This window comes from Streptomyces sp. NPDC090108 (assembly GCF_044747185.1).
Lineage (GTDB): Bacteria > Actinomycetota > Actinomycetes > Streptomycetales > Streptomycetaceae > Streptomyces.
The window spans coordinates 403,850-421,080 of record NZ_JBIVDQ010000002.1 but is presented as its reverse complement, the minus strand read 5'-3'; the positions used below and the strand labels follow the sequence as shown (position 1 = coordinate 421,080).

The 17,231-nt window shown below is 70.7% G+C and carries 7 protein-coding genes; 1 reads left to right on the top strand and 6 read right to left on the bottom strand.

The genetic code is table 11. The features are described 5' to 3' along the window. Positions 1-72: 72 nt before the first annotated feature. From ACIPRD_RS07100 to drmA, 5 genes are all read right to left on the bottom strand, one after another. The gene (locus ACIPRD_RS07100; protein ID WP_356408065.1) at positions 73-447 is read right to left on the bottom strand and encodes a GNAT family N-acetyltransferase; all 375 of its coding nucleotides are present in this window, start codon (positions 445-447) and stop codon (positions 73-75) included. Between the two features lie 32 nt (positions 448-479). Continuing rightward, entirely contained in the window at positions 480-899 is a 420-nt protein-coding gene (gene panD / locus ACIPRD_RS07095) for an aspartate 1-decarboxylase (RefSeq protein WP_401560717.1), read from the bottom strand. Positions 900-2,087: 1,188 nt separating this feature from the next. Then, the gene (gene drmC / locus ACIPRD_RS07090) at positions 2,088-2,855 is read right to left on the bottom strand and encodes a DISARM system phospholipase D-like protein DrmC (protein WP_401560714.1); all 768 of its coding nucleotides are present in this window, start codon (positions 2,853-2,855) and stop codon (positions 2,088-2,090) included. Then, on the bottom strand, positions 2,852-4,747 hold the full coding sequence (gene drmB, locus ACIPRD_RS07085) for a DrmB family protein (RefSeq protein WP_401560712.1): 1,896 nt from the start codon (positions 4,745-4,747) through the stop codon (positions 2,852-2,854). Before drmB ends, drmC begins: the two co-directional genes overlap by 4 nt. Further along, positions 4,744-8,574 carry a DISARM system helicase DrmA gene (gene drmA / locus ACIPRD_RS07080; protein ID WP_401560709.1) on the bottom strand — a complete coding sequence of 1,277 codons (3,831 nt, stop codon included), beginning with the start codon at positions 8,572-8,574 and terminating at the stop codon, positions 4,744-4,746. The genes drmB and drmA overlap by 4 nt, the downstream gene beginning before the upstream one ends. A gap of 183 nt (positions 8,575-8,757) precedes the next feature. Here drmA and ACIPRD_RS07075 point away from each other — a divergent pair, with 183 nt between their 5' ends. Continuing rightward, positions 8,758-10,929, top strand: a complete 2,172-nt coding sequence (locus tag ACIPRD_RS07075; RefSeq protein ID WP_401560706.1) for a UvrD-helicase domain-containing protein — start codon at positions 8,758-8,760, stop codon at positions 10,927-10,929. A gap of 79 nt (positions 10,930-11,008) precedes the next feature. Here the strand turns inward: ACIPRD_RS07075 and ACIPRD_RS07070 are convergent, their stop codons facing one another. Beyond that, positions 11,009-17,191 carry an AAA domain-containing protein gene (locus ACIPRD_RS07070; RefSeq protein ID WP_401560703.1) on the bottom strand — a complete coding sequence of 2,061 codons (6,183 nt, stop codon included), beginning with the start codon at positions 17,189-17,191 and terminating at the stop codon, positions 11,009-11,011. Positions 17,192-17,231: the final 40 nt, after the last annotated feature.

Below are 17,231 nucleotides of genomic sequence, written 5' to 3'. Positions count from 1 at the left end.
CCGTTCCCTAAGGTGGCGGGCCGGCGCCGTGCGGTGGCGAACCGGCTCCCTGTGGTGGCGAACCGGCGCCGGTCAGAACCGTCCGGGATGCGCCCGCAGCCAGTCCTTCGCGGCGTCGAGCAGGGCGGGGTCGGCGGGCGGGGCCACCTCAGGATGACGCTCCGCCCACTTGACGACGTAGGGGCAGAGGGGAGCGACGGGCACACCCTCGCGGGCGGCGATGCCGTACAGCTCCCGGGCCAGGGATCCGGCGATGCCCCGGCCCTCGTGCGCGGGTTCCACGATCGTGTGGACCGGGACCAGGGCGCGCGCGGGCGATTCGAGCACGAAGTACTCGATGTGTCCGACGACCTCGCCGCCGCCGTCACCACCGGCACCAACGGGCTCGAAAGCCTCCAGGCGGCCTGCAGCCCGGTCGTCACGGATCTCGATGTCGTTCCCGGTCATCGGTACGCACGCTCCTGGTCGTCGTCCCCCGGTCAGGCCGGGACGGCCTGCGGGCTGCGCTCCTGGTCGGAACCGGGCACCGGCTCGGACGGGTCGGCACCGAGGGCGACGATCCTGTTGTCGCCGTCGACGTGCACGACCTTCGGCCGCATCTCCCGCGCCTCGGCATCGTCGACCTGAGCGTAACTGATGATGATCACGAGGTCCCCGGGCTGCACGAGATGGGCGGCCGCCCCGTTGATCCCGATCACCCCGGACCCGCGCTCACCCTCGATGGTGTACGTCTCGAGCCGGGCCCCGTTGGTGATGTCCACGATGTGCACGAGCTCACCGGGCAGCAGGTCCGCGGCGTCCAGCAGGTCGGCGTCGATGGTCACGGATCCCACGTAGTGCAGGTCCGCCTGAGTGACGGTGGCGCGATGAATCTTGGACTTGAACATGGTGCGCAGCATGGAGGAACTCCCGGTTTGTCTGCTCCCTGCCTGCTTTTGCAGGTCAAGGGCGATGTCCGGAGCGTACAACGATTCGCATGTTCGGTCCGCTGTCCCTAGGTGTTTCAGGCCTCAGACTGACCCGTGGCTGACTTCCCTGACGAAGAATCAGCTTAATGCGAGCTTCGATCTGCGAGGCGGACTGACCAGGGTATGCAGGCCCATGCCGTCAGTGCGTCCACCGCGAGCACGTCGCGGATGGTGACCAGGGACGAGCAGTCAGGCGACCACACGGAGGCCGTCACCGAGATGGGAGAGCACAGGGCCACAAGGAGCAGGAGACGCATGTAGTGGGTGGCGGATGACGGCACCGAAGCGACTCCGGAGACGGGTTGGCCCGCCACCAGGGCATGGGCCCGGTACCCACAGGCACCGGAGCAGGGAGCGAGGCATGGCACTCGATGGTTGGCAAGGCTGCTGCCCGCGCCGCCGCCGAGTGCGAGGACGCCGTCCCGCCGCTCCAGGCACCAGCAGGACAACCTGCTCATTCGGGTAATGGTGCAGCAGGCCGATCCACGTCAGCCCGAACTCCTCCGCGGCAGACTCCGGCGCGGGATTCCCCCGGGAAGAGCGCCCCCGTCGCAGCTTGAAGGATGTTCTGGAGCCCGGTACCGGAACCGCCGTGGGTGGGCTGTTGCTGACCTTGCCGCCACGGGATGGGGCTGATCAGGAGATCGCATACCCGTCGTAGTGACGGTGTCCACCCTTCTTCCGCAAGCCTGCAGTGCACGCACCGACACATACACCGACATCTGCAGTACCGTGCCGGTCGGCACGCCGCCCTGAAAGTACGGGACCGGCCACGAGTGCGGCCATCTGCCGGCAGGGCTCTACGGGTGTTGTAGCTGCTACGCACCTGGCGCACGTCGCACACCTCAAACGATTTTGCCGTGCAGCAGTACCGCGAACCGATGGCTCGCCCTGCACACCACGCCAGGTCGTGGCTGATGAAGCGGTAGGGCGCACGCGATGTCCTGTTGATCCCGATGATCAGGTCTAGGGCCGTTGTCTGGGGCCCGGTCCGATGCGCCGATGAGTTCGTCCCACACCAATCAGCTGGGCCACAGAGCCGGCACCCTCGCGACGGTGGGCTGCTGCCTGCCGCCTGCGCGTCTCGTCACGAGCACGGTTCTGTGGCCGATCGGGAGCTTATCGTGGCGGGAAAGGTCTGAGTATGCCGAGACGCTGCATTTCGACGATGTGCTCTGCCGTGCGACGCGGGGCTTCACCGCCGGTCACCAGCACACCCGCCTCGATGTTGCGCCGGGCGGCGGACTCAGTCAGGTTGGCGCTGCCGAGCAGCAGAGTGCGGCGGTCGGCGACCGCAAGCTTGGCGTGCTGGCGTGACCGGCCCTGCTTCGCCTGATCCCGCGCCCAGACCCACAGCTGCAGGCCGGGCACGGACGTGAACGCTTCGGCCGGTTCCCTGCCCGAGAGCAGGCCGGCGGCCCCGGCCAAGGTTTCGACCACGACGTGCATCTTGACGCCCCTGCCCGCAGCTTCTGTCAGGGCCCTTGTCAGGGCCGGATACGGACGAGCCGCGTACGTCATCGCCAACAGCTCGTGCCGCGCCTCGTTGATGACCTCGACCAGTACCTGAGCGGTCGCCCGCACCGGCACCGCCGGTGTCGAAGGTCCGCTCCACACCGTGCGCACCCGGACCGTGTCCCGAGCCTTCCGCCGGGCGGCGACATAGCCACGCAGGTAGGCAGCCGCCTCGGAGGGAGGCACCGACTCCGCCTCCATGGCGTCGTAGAGCGCCGCGACAGTCACGCTGACTCCCGGAGTCGCCAGTTCGGTGAGTATCCGTTCTCTGGTGCGTCCCCGGGCGAGCAGGCCGGCGAGGTCCTTGCTGCGGGACAGGCCGAGAGCCGCGACGGCGGCCTCGGCGGCGCCCTCGAACGCGGGTCGGCTCACGGCAGCAGCCCGACCGGCGTGAGCACCGGATCCCGGTCTCCGGTGAGCGGGACGAGGAACCGGCGGTCCAGGAACCTGTTGCCGCGTTCGCAGGTGGTCTCCGACACGAACAGGCAGACATGGCACGCGGCTCCGTGGAGGAAGTCCGCCGGGTCCTGCGGCAGGCGCTCGGCGCAGAGCGGGTCTGCCGAGCAGTGGCGGGCGTCGGCCAGAGCGCGACGCACGATCCGGTCGAACTCCCGCTCTTCGGCCAGGGACACCAGCCCTCCCAAGGTGCCTTCGGAGTCCGGGACGGCGGTGTAGATGAGGATGCCGGTCCGCGGGTTGTGTTCGTCCCCTGCGTAGATCCGCTCTGCCAGCGAGGCCGAGTTGTAGCCGCACTCCAGGGCGATGGTGCGGATCAACAGGTGGGAGAGGGTGTGCAGGACGATGTACCGCGCTCCGGGCCACCCGGAGTAGGGGTCGAAGTCGCTCATCTTGCGGTCCGACTTCCGATTGGCGCGGAACCGTGCGTACGCCTGTCTGTGCGCGTCCATCTGCGGTGACTTCTCCATACGGGCGGTCCATTCGGCCATCAGACCGTCCCGTACGCGCAGAAAGACGCCCTCGCCGCGCACCTCGCTGGCCGGCACCCAGTTCCGGACCCCGCGGGACAGCTCGACGCGCGTGGCGATCTCCGGGGATTCGGGATCGGGTGCGTCGAGCCGGGTGAACCCGATCAGTGCCCGAGCCTCACGCAGCCGCTCGACCTGCCTGACGTCGGAGAACAGTTCGCTCAGACGGGCCGGCACGAGCATCTGCCGGAGTGCGAAGTCGTCGGTGGGGGTGGGAACCGGACCGGAGAGCGCGTCCCACTCGGGTCCGAAGAGGTCCGCCTGGACGTCGGGGGCGGAGGGGGCCGGCCCCGTGGCTCCCTGCTTGCGGGCCGTGATCGCCGCGACCACCCCGTCGGCGTCGAACTCCTTGAGGAAGGTGAACTTGGGCATACTCGCCATGAAGTCGAACTGGCCCCGGTCGCTGATTACTTCAAGGTCGGGCCAGTGGTCGTCCAGGAGCTTGTCGATATCTCCGCCCGGTGCCTTGGGCAGGGCCAGGGCACTGAGGGTGAGCGGGAACCACTGGTTGGACGCGCCCGCCACCATCAGGACCGGTTCCTGTGCGCAGCCGTTCGTCTCGTAGGTGCCGAGATGCGGGTGCCGCCCGCGGCAGCTGGGCAGGTTGCGCCGGCCTCGTTCACCCATGGCTTCCCGGATGTTGCGCTTCACACCACAGGCGACGCACTCGAGGGTGACATTGGCGGCCTGGTTGCCGCCGTGGTCCTTCATGCGCAGCTTCGGGCGCGGCGTCTTGCCACAGGCCTGCCCGCGGTGCACGTACGTGGTGTAGGGGAACTCGTCGAGATGGCCTGCGGTGCACACAAGGGTGAAACGGGCCGCCACCGCCAGGGGCTTGCCCCGCTTGCAGTCGTGGACGAACTTCGCCTCGTGCGGCGTCCGCGGGTTGGCGTTGACGAAGGCGAACTCGCCTGAGTCGATCGCGGCCAGCACGTTGCACGCGGTGCAGCGCAGCCACTGCGGGAACGGCGTGACGGGCACCCCGACGCCCTGGGCCGCCCAGCCCTTCGGGTCCGCGTCGGCACCCTCCAGCCAGGGAGCGGCACGCAACTGCTCGATCTGGCCTCGTCCGTAGCGTTGGAGCGACCGGTTGACGGCGGCGCGCAGCCGGGGTTCGTCGATGTCGTAGTCGGTGACTCCGGAGTGACTCCAGGAGTCGGTGCCCCGGATCAGGACGGAGAAGTTGGGCAGGTCGACGAGGGCGCCGATCCCGGCGGTGAACATGAGGTGGCTGGGCCGTACGGCGCCGACTCTGCGGTTGCTTCCCTGGCTGCTCATCGCTGTGCCTTCCTGGCCGTGTCGGCCGTGACGGGCCCGTACTCATCGCTGTCCACGGTGCTCGCCGTGTCCGGGTCGGTGCCGGAGTCGGCGCCGGACGTGCCGAACGTCCAGTCGGGTCCGTCGCCGGAGGGTTCCTCCAGGAACGCGCCGCCGCCGGGAAGGAGCAGGTTGATCTCGTTCTCCGTCTCACGCATCGACATGCCGACGGTCAGCTCGGTCCACCGGGATCCGTCCGCCCGTCGCAGCAGGCCGTTCACGACGGTCGTCTTGTGCTTCTCCTTGCGGTAGGCAAGGGCCGAACTGCTCTCGTCGCGTTTGCGGCGCCATTCGTCCTTGAGCCGGTCCAGACGTTCGCTCAGGTACTCGCGGGCCCGGTCTCCCCCCACCCGTTCGGCGCGGTCGAGCAGCCGCCGTTCGACCTCCTGCGCGACCGGTCCGTCGAGGTCGACGTGGTGGGCGTCGAGGTTGCGGGAGGAGTCGTAGGCCGCGTGACGCAGGGCGGCGACATAGGTGGCGGCGACACCGCGGTCGAGCGCCCGGCGCGTATAGGGGGTGACGGAGAGCGCTTCCACCTGGCGGTAGAACGTCGCGTGATAGTGCTCGAAGTCCTCGTAGTGGGCGAGGTCGCGGGGGCGTGACCAGTTGTAGAGGGTCACCACCAGGCCCGGGCGGGCGGCGTCACGGCCGACGCGCGAGGACGCCTGGATGTATTCGGCGGTGTTCTTGGGCTGGCCCACGACGAGCATCAGTCCGAAGCGGGAGACATCGACACCGACCTGGAGCATGGAGGTCGCGAGGACGACGTCGACGGCCTGTCGCACCGTCGGTGTCATGGACGCGCGGGGTTCGCGCTTGTCCTTCATGGCGGCGGCGTACTCGCGCAGGAAAGCGCGCCTGCGCACCGAGGTGTCCCGCTCGGGGTCGAACTCGATCTCCAGCCGCTTCAGGGCCGCGCCGACATCCGAGGAGGAGATGCGTGAGGTCAGTTCCTGGATGCCGAGCATCCCGGCCCTGCTGACGATCCGGTCCGACAGCGTGTCCTGGCCCTTGCGACTGCCGTTGGACCGCACACGGGTGGTGATGTCGTCGTCCATGTACCGTCGCATGCCGGCGAGTTCACGGGTCGCGTTGAAGTAGCCGACCAGCGTCATGTACGGGTCCGCCGGCCTGCCGTAGTCGTCGAAGAGCTGCTGAGCGGCGAGCAGCAGGATCTCCGCGACACGGATCTCGGCAGCCTTGAGTCGGGTGCCGTGGGCGCAGACGCCGAGGTAGCGGCGGCCGGGGTTCTCCCGGCTCAGGTCCACCTGCCGGGAGAAGAAGGTGTCGCCGACGTCCAGCACCTGGGGAGGGAAGACGGCGACCTTGCGGCCGAAGACACCGAGCACTTGGTCGGCGGCGCGCTTGGTGGTCGCGGTGGAGGCCACGATCTTGGGGCCGACTTCGTGACGTCCTCCGTGCGCGTCGGTGAAGCTCCACGTGCACAGTTGGTCGACGGCCGCTTCGAAGAGGCCCACGGTGGTGCCGAGGGCTCCGGAGATCAGGTGCAGCTCGTCCTGAATGATCAGGTCCGGCGGCCGCAGGCGCGTGACGGGCTGGGCGGTGACGCCGGGCAGATCGCCTCGGGCGTTGTGGCGGCCACCGCAGCCGGTCTTGGCGTCCAGGTCGTCGTGGCGGTAGCCGTGGCGGGGGCACAACTCGGTGACCCTGCCGAACAGCAAGCCGGAGTAGCCGTTCCAGGGAAGCTGGGCGAGCTTGTCGACCGTGGCGATCAGCAGGGACGGGGCCAGCCGGTAGATCTCCTCGTCGACGGTGAGCACCGGGATGCCCTCGCCGAGCGCTTCGCGACGGGAGAAGGGGCAGCGGTCCTCCCCCTCGCCGCGGGGGCAGTACAGCAGGACCCTGCGGCGGCCTTCGTCGTACTCCATGTTCGAGCGGGCGGTCAGTCCGCTGCCGCACCAGGGACAGGTGAGGACCTGCAGGACACGGGCGTGCTTGTCGCTGGCGTTCTCCTTGGCTTCGGCGATCTGTTCCTTGGCCTCGTCGAACCAGTTCGGTGAGACGGAGGTCCCCACCCAGAGCCCGATACGGAACGGGGTGGGCCCCCAGCGCCGGTCCCGCGCGAACTCCTCGCGTCGCAGGACCTCGCAGGCGCTCACCAGGGCTGCGGCGCGCTGGAACTGCTGAGCGGTCAGCAACCGCAGGGTGTAACGCATGAGAACGCCCACGCCCGCCTCACCACTGCGGGCCTCCGCACCGGAGCCGATGGTGCCCTGGAGGCGCCTCAAGGCGAAGGTGTAGGCGGCAAGTCCGAGATACGCCTCCGTCTTGCCGCCACCGGTCGGGAAGAACAGCAGATCGACGAGGGCTTCACGACCGGTACCACGGTGCGGGTGCCCGGGCTGAGTGAGAGAGTCGATGTTCAGCAGGACGAAGGCGAGCTGGAACGGGCGCCAGCTGGCCGCCGCCTTGCCCTTGCCGTGTACCTCGTCGAAGGCCTCCTGGTAGGACCGGGGGTCGTTCTCGCGGCCGGCGCGGGCGGCCGCGATCGCCGTGTTGCGGCGTTGGAGGGCCATGGCCCGGTTGGCGAACCGGAAGGCCAGCAGGGCCGTCTCGTCGGCCACCAGTCGGTCGATGCCGAGGGTGATGCGATCGCAGACCTCGAGCGCCTGCTCGATGGCAGTCTCGGCCGCCGCTCGCAGGTCCTCGGGGAGCGCGGCGGCCTTGCGGCGCTGCTGCTCCAGCCACGTGCCGTAGCCATCGGCCAACGGGGCCAGGGCGGCACTCAGTTCGGCACGCCGGGTGGGCACGGCGAGGACCGCCAGCTCGTCCATGCCCAGCTCCAGACCCTGGAGCAGGTCCTGCTCGTCGAGTGCCGGCGCGGTGGTGGCCCTGACGTCGTACTCGGGAAGCCAGACGGTGGTCAGCCGGTGCGCGTTGCGCTCTCCGTCGCGGACGTGCGCGTGAACGGCGACGTTGCGGCCGGTGGCATGGCTGAGGCTGTCCCGGTAGAGCAGACGCAGCCGCCGTTCCTCGGCGTCCTCGGGTGCGCGATCGCGGGCCGCCGGGTCGAGTGGGTCGTCGACCGGCAGGAAAACGGCTGCCTGGTCGTCGGGAAAGGCGGTGACGTCGATCTCGGTCTGGAAGAGCCAGTGCGCGTCGCGGGCGTCCGCGCTGTCCTGCTGCCGGTTCACCAGGGCGAGTTCGACTATGCGCAGGTCCTCGACGCCCGTGCGGCCCGTGTGCCGGCGTACCTGCACGTCGAGGACCACGCTGTCGCCGTCGAGCTGAATGGTGCGGTCGGCCCCGTCGGTCACGTCGATGTCCACCAGACGCTCGACCGGCTCACGTGTCCAGACCCGTCGCGTCGCCCCCCGCTCGGTGGCCTCGCCCGACTGGCTGTAGCGGCCCCAGCGGACAGTGGCGCTGAGTGTGCCGACCGAGGCCGCGGCGGTGAAGGACAGTCCCATAGAAGATGCCCAGATGTGTCCAGCGGCCTGGGAACTCAGCCGGTCCTGCAGGCCGCTGTCGTCACCTTCCTGCTCGTCGCCCGACTCGCCGTCCGCGCCCTGGGCGGCCGCACGGGCGATCCGGTCCGCGGTGACGGCCTGCGGACGCGGGCCGAGCACGCCGACCAGATACCGGTCACGGGGACCTGAGGAGGCGCTCGGCAGGGTTTCCGTCTCACCGTCCCAGGGACCCAGCAGATCCCGGCGGATGTAGTGCACGAGCGCGTCGCGCACCGCGTAGGAGTCCCCGGGGCGGAACGTCTGGGGTACTTCGTCGAGCGGGTGCGGAACAGCGGCCTGGGCAGGCTGGGCCGGCATGCGGGGGTCCTTCCGGACAGGGCCGTGGGAGCACGGGTATGCGTCGGTGATGTGACAGCACGAGAAATATAGACCCGTTGACTCAGTTCACACAACGAATACGGGAGGTCCCCCCTCGCCCGGCGCTCCGTCTGTCTCTAGGCTGGTGCCCGCCCACTGCCTGTCCGCGACCCTAGGACCTCCATGCCCCGCCTCGCCCTCTCCGACGACTTCGTCACGGATCTGATCTCCCTGCAGAGACCTGTCCAGAAGGAGGTCAACGACGCGATCCGGATGTTCCGGAGCCTGACCGTGCCTCAGCTCCACGCCAGCAAGGGAATGCATCTGGAGAAGCTCGAGCGGGCGCGCGATCCCCGGATCCGTACCATCCGGGTCACCAGGTTCTACCGCGGTGTTCTCCTCGCCCCGGACGACGGGAGCGAGTTGTTCACTCTCCTCAGGGTGGCGCCTCACGACGAGGCGATCAACTGGGCCTGCAAGCGCGCCTATTCGGTCAACAGTGCCACCGGTGGCCTGGAGGTCCGCAACGTCGAGGCACTCGAGCAGATGGAGACCTACTTCGAGACGAAGGCGGTCCAGACCCCTGACCGGCTCTTCGCGCGCCACTCCGACACCGTACTGCGCGACCTCGGCATCGACGAGCAGGTCCTGCGACTGGCGCGTGTGTGCGTCACCGCCGACGACCTGACGGTCATGGCGCCCCCCATGATGCCCGCCGATCAGTACGAGGTACTGGAATACCTGGCAGCCGACTACTCGCCCCAGGACGTCTGGGAGCAACTGATCGCCCCCCGCGGGCAGACGGTGCGCACCGCTGAGGACCGGCCGGCCGTCACGCTCAGCGAGGCGATCCTCAACACGCCCGACCGGATCGTGGAGGTGACCGGCCCCGGCGAGCTGGAGCGGATCCTCACCGAGGACTTCACCCGCTGGCGGGTATTCCTGCACCCCGCCCAGCGCAGGTACGCCTACCACGCGGGCTTCAACGGGCCGGCCCAGGTGACGGGCGGCCCCGGCACCGGCAAGACGGTCGTCGCCCTGCACCGGGTGAGGCACCTGCTGCGTACCGGACGCCAGGACGACCGGATCCTGCTCACCACCTTCACCAACGCGATGGCGGCTGCCCTGCGGGACAGCCTCGCCCTCCTGCTCGGCGACGCGGACGCACGTCTGCTCGACCGCGTCGACGTCACGACGGTGGACTCACTGGCCGCCCGCGTCGTCCGGGAAGCCAGGGGCGGCTCGCCGAAACCGCTGTCGGCCGCGGCGGAGAAGAGCGCGTGGACCCGCGCCGCCGCCCGCGAGGACCTGCCCTGGTCGGAGCGCTTCCTGTCCCAGGAGTTCCGGAGCGTCGTCCTGGCGCAGGGACTGCGCACGCCGGAGGAGTACCTGAGATGTGTGCGCAGAGGGCGCGGCACACCGCTGGGACGGGTCCAACGGGCCCGGCTGTGGCGGGTCATGGAGAAGTTCACGGGGGATCTGGCCTCCCGCGACTGCGCGACGTACACCATGGTGTGCGACCAGGCCGCCCGGATCCTGGCCGAGCGGGGGCCGCGCTACCGCCACGTCGTGGTGGACGAGGCACAGGACCTGCACCCGGCCCAGTGGCGGGTGCTGCGTGCCTGCGTGGCCGAGCAGGCCGATGACCTGTTCCTCGTGGGCGACCCCCACCAGCGCATCTACGACTCCCGGGTCTCGCTGCGCTCCCTGGGCGTCAACGTGCGGGGACGGACGTCCCGGCTGCGCCTCAACTACCGCAGCACGGAGGAAATTCTGCGCTGGTCCGCGTCCCTCCTGGACGGTCACCCGGTGGGCCGGCTCGGTGAGGACGACGAGGACGACGGCGGGCCGGACTCGCTGCGGGGCTACCGTTCCGAGCTGCACGGCCGCGTCCCGGTGGCTCGCGGGCATGGCAGCCAGGACGACGAACTGCGCGCGCTGGTGGAGCAGGTCCGCACATGGGTCGAGCAGGACGGTGTGAAGCCGTCCGAAGTGGCGGTGTGCGCCCGGTTCAACACACTGGTCGACGCCGTCATCACCCGCCTGCGCAGGGAAGGCCTCCCCGCTGTCGCCGTCAAGGACGACCCCGGGTCGGCGGTTTCGGGGGTGCGCGTGGCGACGATGCACGCCATGAAGGGGCTGGAGTTCCGCTGTGTGGCCGTCGTCGGCGTGACGGCCGACGCCTTGCCGTTCGCCCCGCAGGTGACGCCGGCCGACGAGGACGCCGTGCAGCACCGCTCGGACCTGCTGGCCGAGCACTGTCTGCTCTTCGTGGCCTGTACGCGGGCGCGTGACGCTCTGGCGATCTCCTGGAGCGGTGAGCGGAGCCCCATGCTGGACCCGGTCACCGGCTGAGCCGCACCGAGCCCTGTCCTGCGAGCCGAAAGCGGTCCGCGGGGCAGGGCGTCCATCCGGTCACGACCCGTCGGCGCGATCAGACGCGGATCTCCCGCACGACGACCGTGCGCGACTTTCCCTGGGACGCGTCGTACGCGATCTCGCGCCCCGTCGGCTGCCAGGTGAGCGCGTGGCCGAGAGGGGAGGACGGAGAGACGATGTCCGCCTCCTCGGTGGGAAGTTCGGCGATCGTGTACAAAGTGTCCTCGTCCACCTGGCCGTCGAACTCCAGACGGAGCAGCGCGCCCGGGATGACGACGTCAGGGACCGTCCCTTCCCGTCCGACGCCGACGGAGTCGAGGAAGGTGCGCAGGAAGGCCAGGCGCTTGTTCCGCCGGTCGCGTCGGTCGGCCTGGGTCCTCCTGAGGAACACCAGCTGGGCCGCGTCCGCTCCGTCGGGGAACTCGGCCGGAGCATCGACGGCCGCCTGCAACTGCTGCACCTCACGGAACAGGCGCTGGAACGCCGCAGCGGGGATCTCCCGGACCGGCAGAGGGCCCGGGGCGGTCCTGCTCGGCATCGACGACGGCGCCGGACCGTCGGACGGTACGACGTGCCCGGCCGGGTGGGCCGGCCCCGTCGGCCGTGCCGCAGACGGTGCCCCGGACATCGCCGTCCCCGCCGCTCGTGCGGGAGCGGCTCCGTCGTCGGCGATCGTCGCAGACGGCGGCGTCGGAGCGGGCGTCGGCCTTCGGGCCGGACCGCTCAGGGACTCGCGCGGGTCCGTGCTGCTGGGCGCGGACACCGCTCCGAGGGTCGCCGCCGGTCCCGCCGGCTGCTGCGCTCGTGCCGTGTCCGGGCTCCCCGTCCCTTGGGGCGACGCGCCCCGCGGCTCGGACGCCCCGCGGTCCCCGCCAGCGGCACTGACCCCGACCGCAGCGGTGGATCCGGCCCTCGCCGAGGCCACATCCTCCGCCTCGGCAGCACTGCCCGGCACAGCCACGCGCCCGGGCACGGCAACGTCGGCGTCCGCCGTCACCTCACCCCCGGCCGCCGCCTCCCCCGTCGGCCGAGCCTCGCCGGTCGTGGGGTCGGCGGCGGTCACGGCGTCGTCGGCGGCGGCTTCCGGCTCCCGTCCGGCCGGTTCAATGCCCAGCCGTTCCAGTTCTGCCCACAGCGGGGCCAGGGCCTGCTCGCGGTCGAGGTGGAAGCGACTGCCCCGGATCCGGACGAACGTCCAGTCGACGCGTTCCAGGTCGCGCTGTCTGGCGGCCGCGGTGGAGGCGTCCTCTCCTTCGGCGAAGGCATCCCCGTCGCACGCGACCGCGAGGCGACGTGTGCCGCCCTCCACGACCAGGTCGATAGCGTGGCGGCCCACCTTGTATCCCGGACGGACCCGGTGGCCCCGGCCCGTCAGTTCCAGGTACACCTGCTGCTGGAACAGGCTGTCGAACGCTTCGTGCCGGACATCGGGCAGCACCTGGCCCTCGACCGCGACGACGTCCTCCTCAGCGGGGCGGGTGAGGTGATCGAGCCACCGCCGACGCAGGTCGTTCTCGTGGAACTGTTCGGTCCGCGCGCTGTGGAACACCCACACCTGGTCCTTGGCGCGCGAGGCCGCCACGTTGATGCGCTGCTCGTAGGTCTTGCCGTTGAAGCCGCCCGGGACCGCTCCGGCAGCGGTGGTCGCCGAGTTGACGAACGAGACGAACATGATGTGCCGCTCGTCGCCCTGGAAGTCCTCGGCGTCACCGACCCGGATGCGCCGCTCCTCGCGCTGCTCGTAGTCGAGGCGTTCGGCGAGCAGGTTCTCCAGTTCCGTCAGGTGTCCCTTGCTCGCGCGGAGACTGATGACGCCCATGGTCTTCCCGTCGTAGGCGGGGTCGGCACAGCAGCGCACGATCGCGTCGACGAGTGCCTCCGCCTCGGCGAGGTTGGTCAGCCGGGTGTTGGCTCCGACGGCTTCGCCCGTCTCGACGTACACCGTGCGGAGCGGGGGCAGCCGGTCGGCTCCGTACTGCCGCAGGGGCAGCAGATCACGGTTGTAGCAGAGGTCGTTGGAGAAGGAGATGATCTCCGGCATGCACCGGAAGTGCTCCTTGAGCATGAGAGTCCCGCGGCCCGCCGAGAGCGCTTCGGTGAGGTCGAAGAAGCTGGAATCGGGTCCGAACAGGCTGCGGACGTCCGGTTCCAGCGCGGTGAGCAGACGGTCCCGGAGGTGGAAGTACTCGTCCTGCTTGAGGCCGACGTTGGACGGACTGACCTGCTTGCTGTCACCGACGATGACCATCCGGTCGGCGAGCCAGCTCAGCAGCATGGCCTCCAGGCCGGACTGGCTGGCCTCGTCGACGATGACGACGTCGAACAGCCCCGGCCGGTCCATGGGTACGGTCTCGGCGACCTGGTGCAGCGGCATGATCCAGGCCGGCACCGCCGTCTGCGCCTTGCGCAGGGCGGCCTGCGCGTCGCGCCGGTAGCGGTGCTGGTACTTGCCCTTGATGCGGCGTGCGGCCTGCTGGTAGGCGCTGAGCGCCCGGGACTGGTCGCCGGTGAGCAGGCCGAGGCAGCGGTGCCAGGCGCGGGCGGCGGCGAGCCGCGCGAGCATGATGCGGGCCTCGTCGTCGGCCTCCGTCAGCTGTCGGCGCAGGCCCCGCTCGGCCTCGGGGTCGGTCAGTCGTTCCATGCGGTCGCGCCACGCGGACCAGGCCCAGGCCTCTGCGAGGGAGGGCAGTCGGGCGTCCCAGGCGCGGTCCTCGGGTGCGGCGGTGATCCGGTCGGCCAGGGCCGGGAACGCCTCGCGGACCCGGACCAGGGCCACGTCCCGCTCGGCTCGCAGCCGGGCCGCCTCGCGCACCTCGGCCATCTCCTCGCCGAACGTCCGGTAGGCGTCGGGGTCATGGTCGCGAACGGCGCCGAATGCGCGCACCACGGCGGGCGACACACCGGGCCGGTCGCCCCAGACGCGCAGCAGTTCCTCGGCGTCCGCGATGACCTTGCGGGACTGTTCGGCCGCGTACAGGGTGGTCGACGCGCGCAGGAGGGCGCGAACGGCGTTCTCGACCGACGGATCGTGCCAGGTGGCGACGGCGAGGGCCGGGGAGGTGGCCGAGGCGGTCAGGACGTCGGTGCGGGCGGCGGCGACGGCGAGCAGCGCGTCGAGCACCTCCGCGTCCTGTCGCAGCCGTGCGAGGCGCGGCCCGTGTCCCTGCCAGGCGGCGACGGGCGTGCCCCACTCGGACTCCACCTGGGCCAGGCGCAGTTCCAGCTGGACTCGGGCGAGGACGACGGCCGAGGTCGGGACATCCTCCGGCGCCCGCCCGTCGACGCGTACGTTCTCCGCGAACGCGCCGACGGCCTTCGCCAGCTTGGAGCGCATCCCGAGGGGGCCGCGCAGTCTCTGTCCCTGCCCGAAGCCGTCGTGCAGTGCGGTGGCCTGGGCGAGCGCCGTGGCCGGGTCGTACTGGTCCAGGCCGTTGACCATGGCCGTGCCGAGGATGGCGAGCGAGTTGTCGACGGCCTCCAGGGTTTCGGTGACGGCGGCCCGTCGGCTGCGTGCCTGCCAGTCCTCTCCCTCCGTCACCTGCCTCAGGAGCGCCGCGGCCCAGTCACCGGCTGCCGCGGCGAGCGCCGCGGCGCGGGCGCGGGCCGTGGAGAACGCGTCGAGCGCCGCGGACAGCCGCTGCTGTTCCCCCTCGCTGAGGCTCCTCACGGCCGTGTCGTACTCCGCGCACAGCGGATCCTGGCGCGCGGCCGTGTGCGCTCCCTCGGCGGACCGTACGACGCGCACGGCCTCCTCGAAGTCGCCCGGGCCCGGCAGTTCCGAGGGTCCGGGCACCTCGGCCACGAGGGCCTGGTGGTGCGGGGTGTACGCACGGGTGGTGTGCAGCAGGCGCAAGGCTTCTTCGGCGCTCAGGGCGGGCTGTTCCTGCGGGACAGGGCCCAGCCAGTCGTACCGTTCCGCCTCGGCGGTGAGCCGCCTGGCGATCTCCTGCAGGCTACCGCTGTAGCCGCCGATCCCCGCCTCGAAGCGGTGCGTTTCCTGTTCGCGCAGCACGGCGAGGTCGCGCAGCATGGCCTGTTGTGCGGCACGGGCCCGGGCGAGGCGTGTCTGGAGGGTGCGGATCTGCTGGTGGGAGGCCTTCTCGTCGTAGCCCGCGTACTCGCGGAGGATCCGCTGCACGGACGCCTCCAGCTCCCTCTGGGCTGCCGCGCCGTCCTCGGTGCGGCTCACGCACAGGTCGCGGACGGACTCCGGAAGCTTGTCCCGCAACACGCGCAGGGCGCGCGGGGTGTGGCTGGTGATGAGGACGCGCTTGCCCTGGGCGAGCAGGTCGGTGACCAGGTTGGCGATGGTGTGGGTCTTGCCGGTGCCGGGCGGCCCCTGGACGACCACGAGCCGGTTGGCGCGCAGGCGTTCGGCGATCGTGCGCTGCTCCTCGTTGGCGGGCAGCGCGAAGTACATCTCGTCGCCGCCCTGCGCCGCTCCGTCGTCCTCCGCAGCAGCGAGGTCCGCAGCGGTCAGCGCGCCATCCCGGCCGGCGATGTAGCCGAGCAGTGCAGTCGGCGGCGTGCCGGCGTCGATCTGCCGGGCAATGGCCTTGAGGGCGTCCATGGTGGAGCGGCGGCTGCGCTCACGCAGGACGAGCGCGGGAGTGAGCCCCACCTGGGGGACTTCGAGGCTGCGCGGCTTCACGCGCTCGACGGCAGGTGCGTAACTTCCCGCGCTGTGCGCGGCATTGACCCAGCTTCGCAAAGCGGTGTGTACGGCGTGGAGGTGCTCGGGGTCGGTCACGTCCGAGGCGTCCTCCAGCACCTCGACGATCGTCTCGCGCACGGCGCCCGGCACATGCTGGGCCCCTTCGAGCATGCCCTCCTCGAGTTCCAGGCCCACGCCGGTGGGGTCGGGAGCGGCGGTGAGCGTGCCGGTGGACGGGTCGAGCCGGAGGGTGGCGCGGTGCGTGATGAGGTGCCGTTCCACTCGCTGCCCGGTGCTCGTCTGCCAGGTGAGCCGGCCCAGGCCGAGGACGAGTTCGTACGCCTCTCCGAGGCCCGCGGCGTCCTCGTGCATCTTGTGAAGTCGGTCGTACAGCCGGACCAGGGGGTCGATCGAGCGGCGGCGTTCCGCCCAGGCGAGCCATTCCCGCTCCCAGGCGGCGTACAACTTCTCGATCTTCTCGCGCTGGGGGTGCTCGTCGAGCAGGTGGTAGGTCTTGTCGAGCGGGATGCCCTGTGACCAGTCGGGGAACTCTGGCTCGATACGCCGTCTCAGGTGCGGGGCGCGAGACTCCTTGAAGTCGCGGACACGGGTCTCGTCCACCCAGGGCCCGAGCAGGGGCCTGGGCTGGGGCGCTTCCTCCCTTTCGGGGCGGGCGACGGTCAGCCAGGCCGGGTCGTCCCCGGCGAGAGCGCCGTCGGTCATCACCTCGACGCCGTCGCCGTCCGGCAGCTCGTCGAACCACACGGCACCGGCCGCCCCGTCGAGCGTGCGCACGGGGCGTGTCTTCGACTCCTCGGCCTCGGCGAGGAACCGGAAGATCTGCCGGACTCGGGCGGCGTCCAGATCGTCGGCGGACATCTCCGGCACCAGTGACCGGGATGTCTGGTGCCCGAGCCCGGTCGGCTGGGTCGGGACGGCGTCAAGGCCGGCGGGCGCTGCCTCCTGCTCCCCGCCTGCGGCCGAGACGGCACGCCCGGCCCCGCTCGCGGCCCCGGTCACGGGCTCCGGGGCGCCCTGCGGCTCCGCGAAGAACGACTGCTGTTGCTCATCGAACAGCACGGACTGATCGAATGCGATCGGTACAGGTCGCTCGCCGGACACCGCGGCGGCCACCGTGCAGACCGTCGACGCCGTGCCGAAGGTGACACTCCCCCGGTCCCCGGCCGGGAAGCGGACCTCGATGTCCAGGTCGTCGGCGGTGCCGGGCGGAATGCTGTACGCCCACGTGACGGAGACTCTGCGCCCGGCGCGCAGGGTGCCCTCCAGTGCGTCGTCGATGACGTCACTGCGGTGGTCGTGCACCTGACGGCCCGTCTTGCCGTACGGACCTCCCCGCACCAGCAGAGTGACCCCGTCGAGCTCGAACGGCCGCCCGGTTCCGTTACTCAGGGACAGGGTGCAGCGCACCAGGTCGTCCCCCTCCCGGTACCCGTGACTACCCTCGACGTCCGCCAGCACGTGGGGCACCACGTCGTCCACCCGCAGATACAGCCCGTCGTCGTACTGGTAGACCGAACCGAGAGGCTGCAGCCCGTCACTCAGCCCGCGCTCATCCTGACTCACACGCCCACCCCACCACTGCTCCTGAGGGCCATCCGGTGAC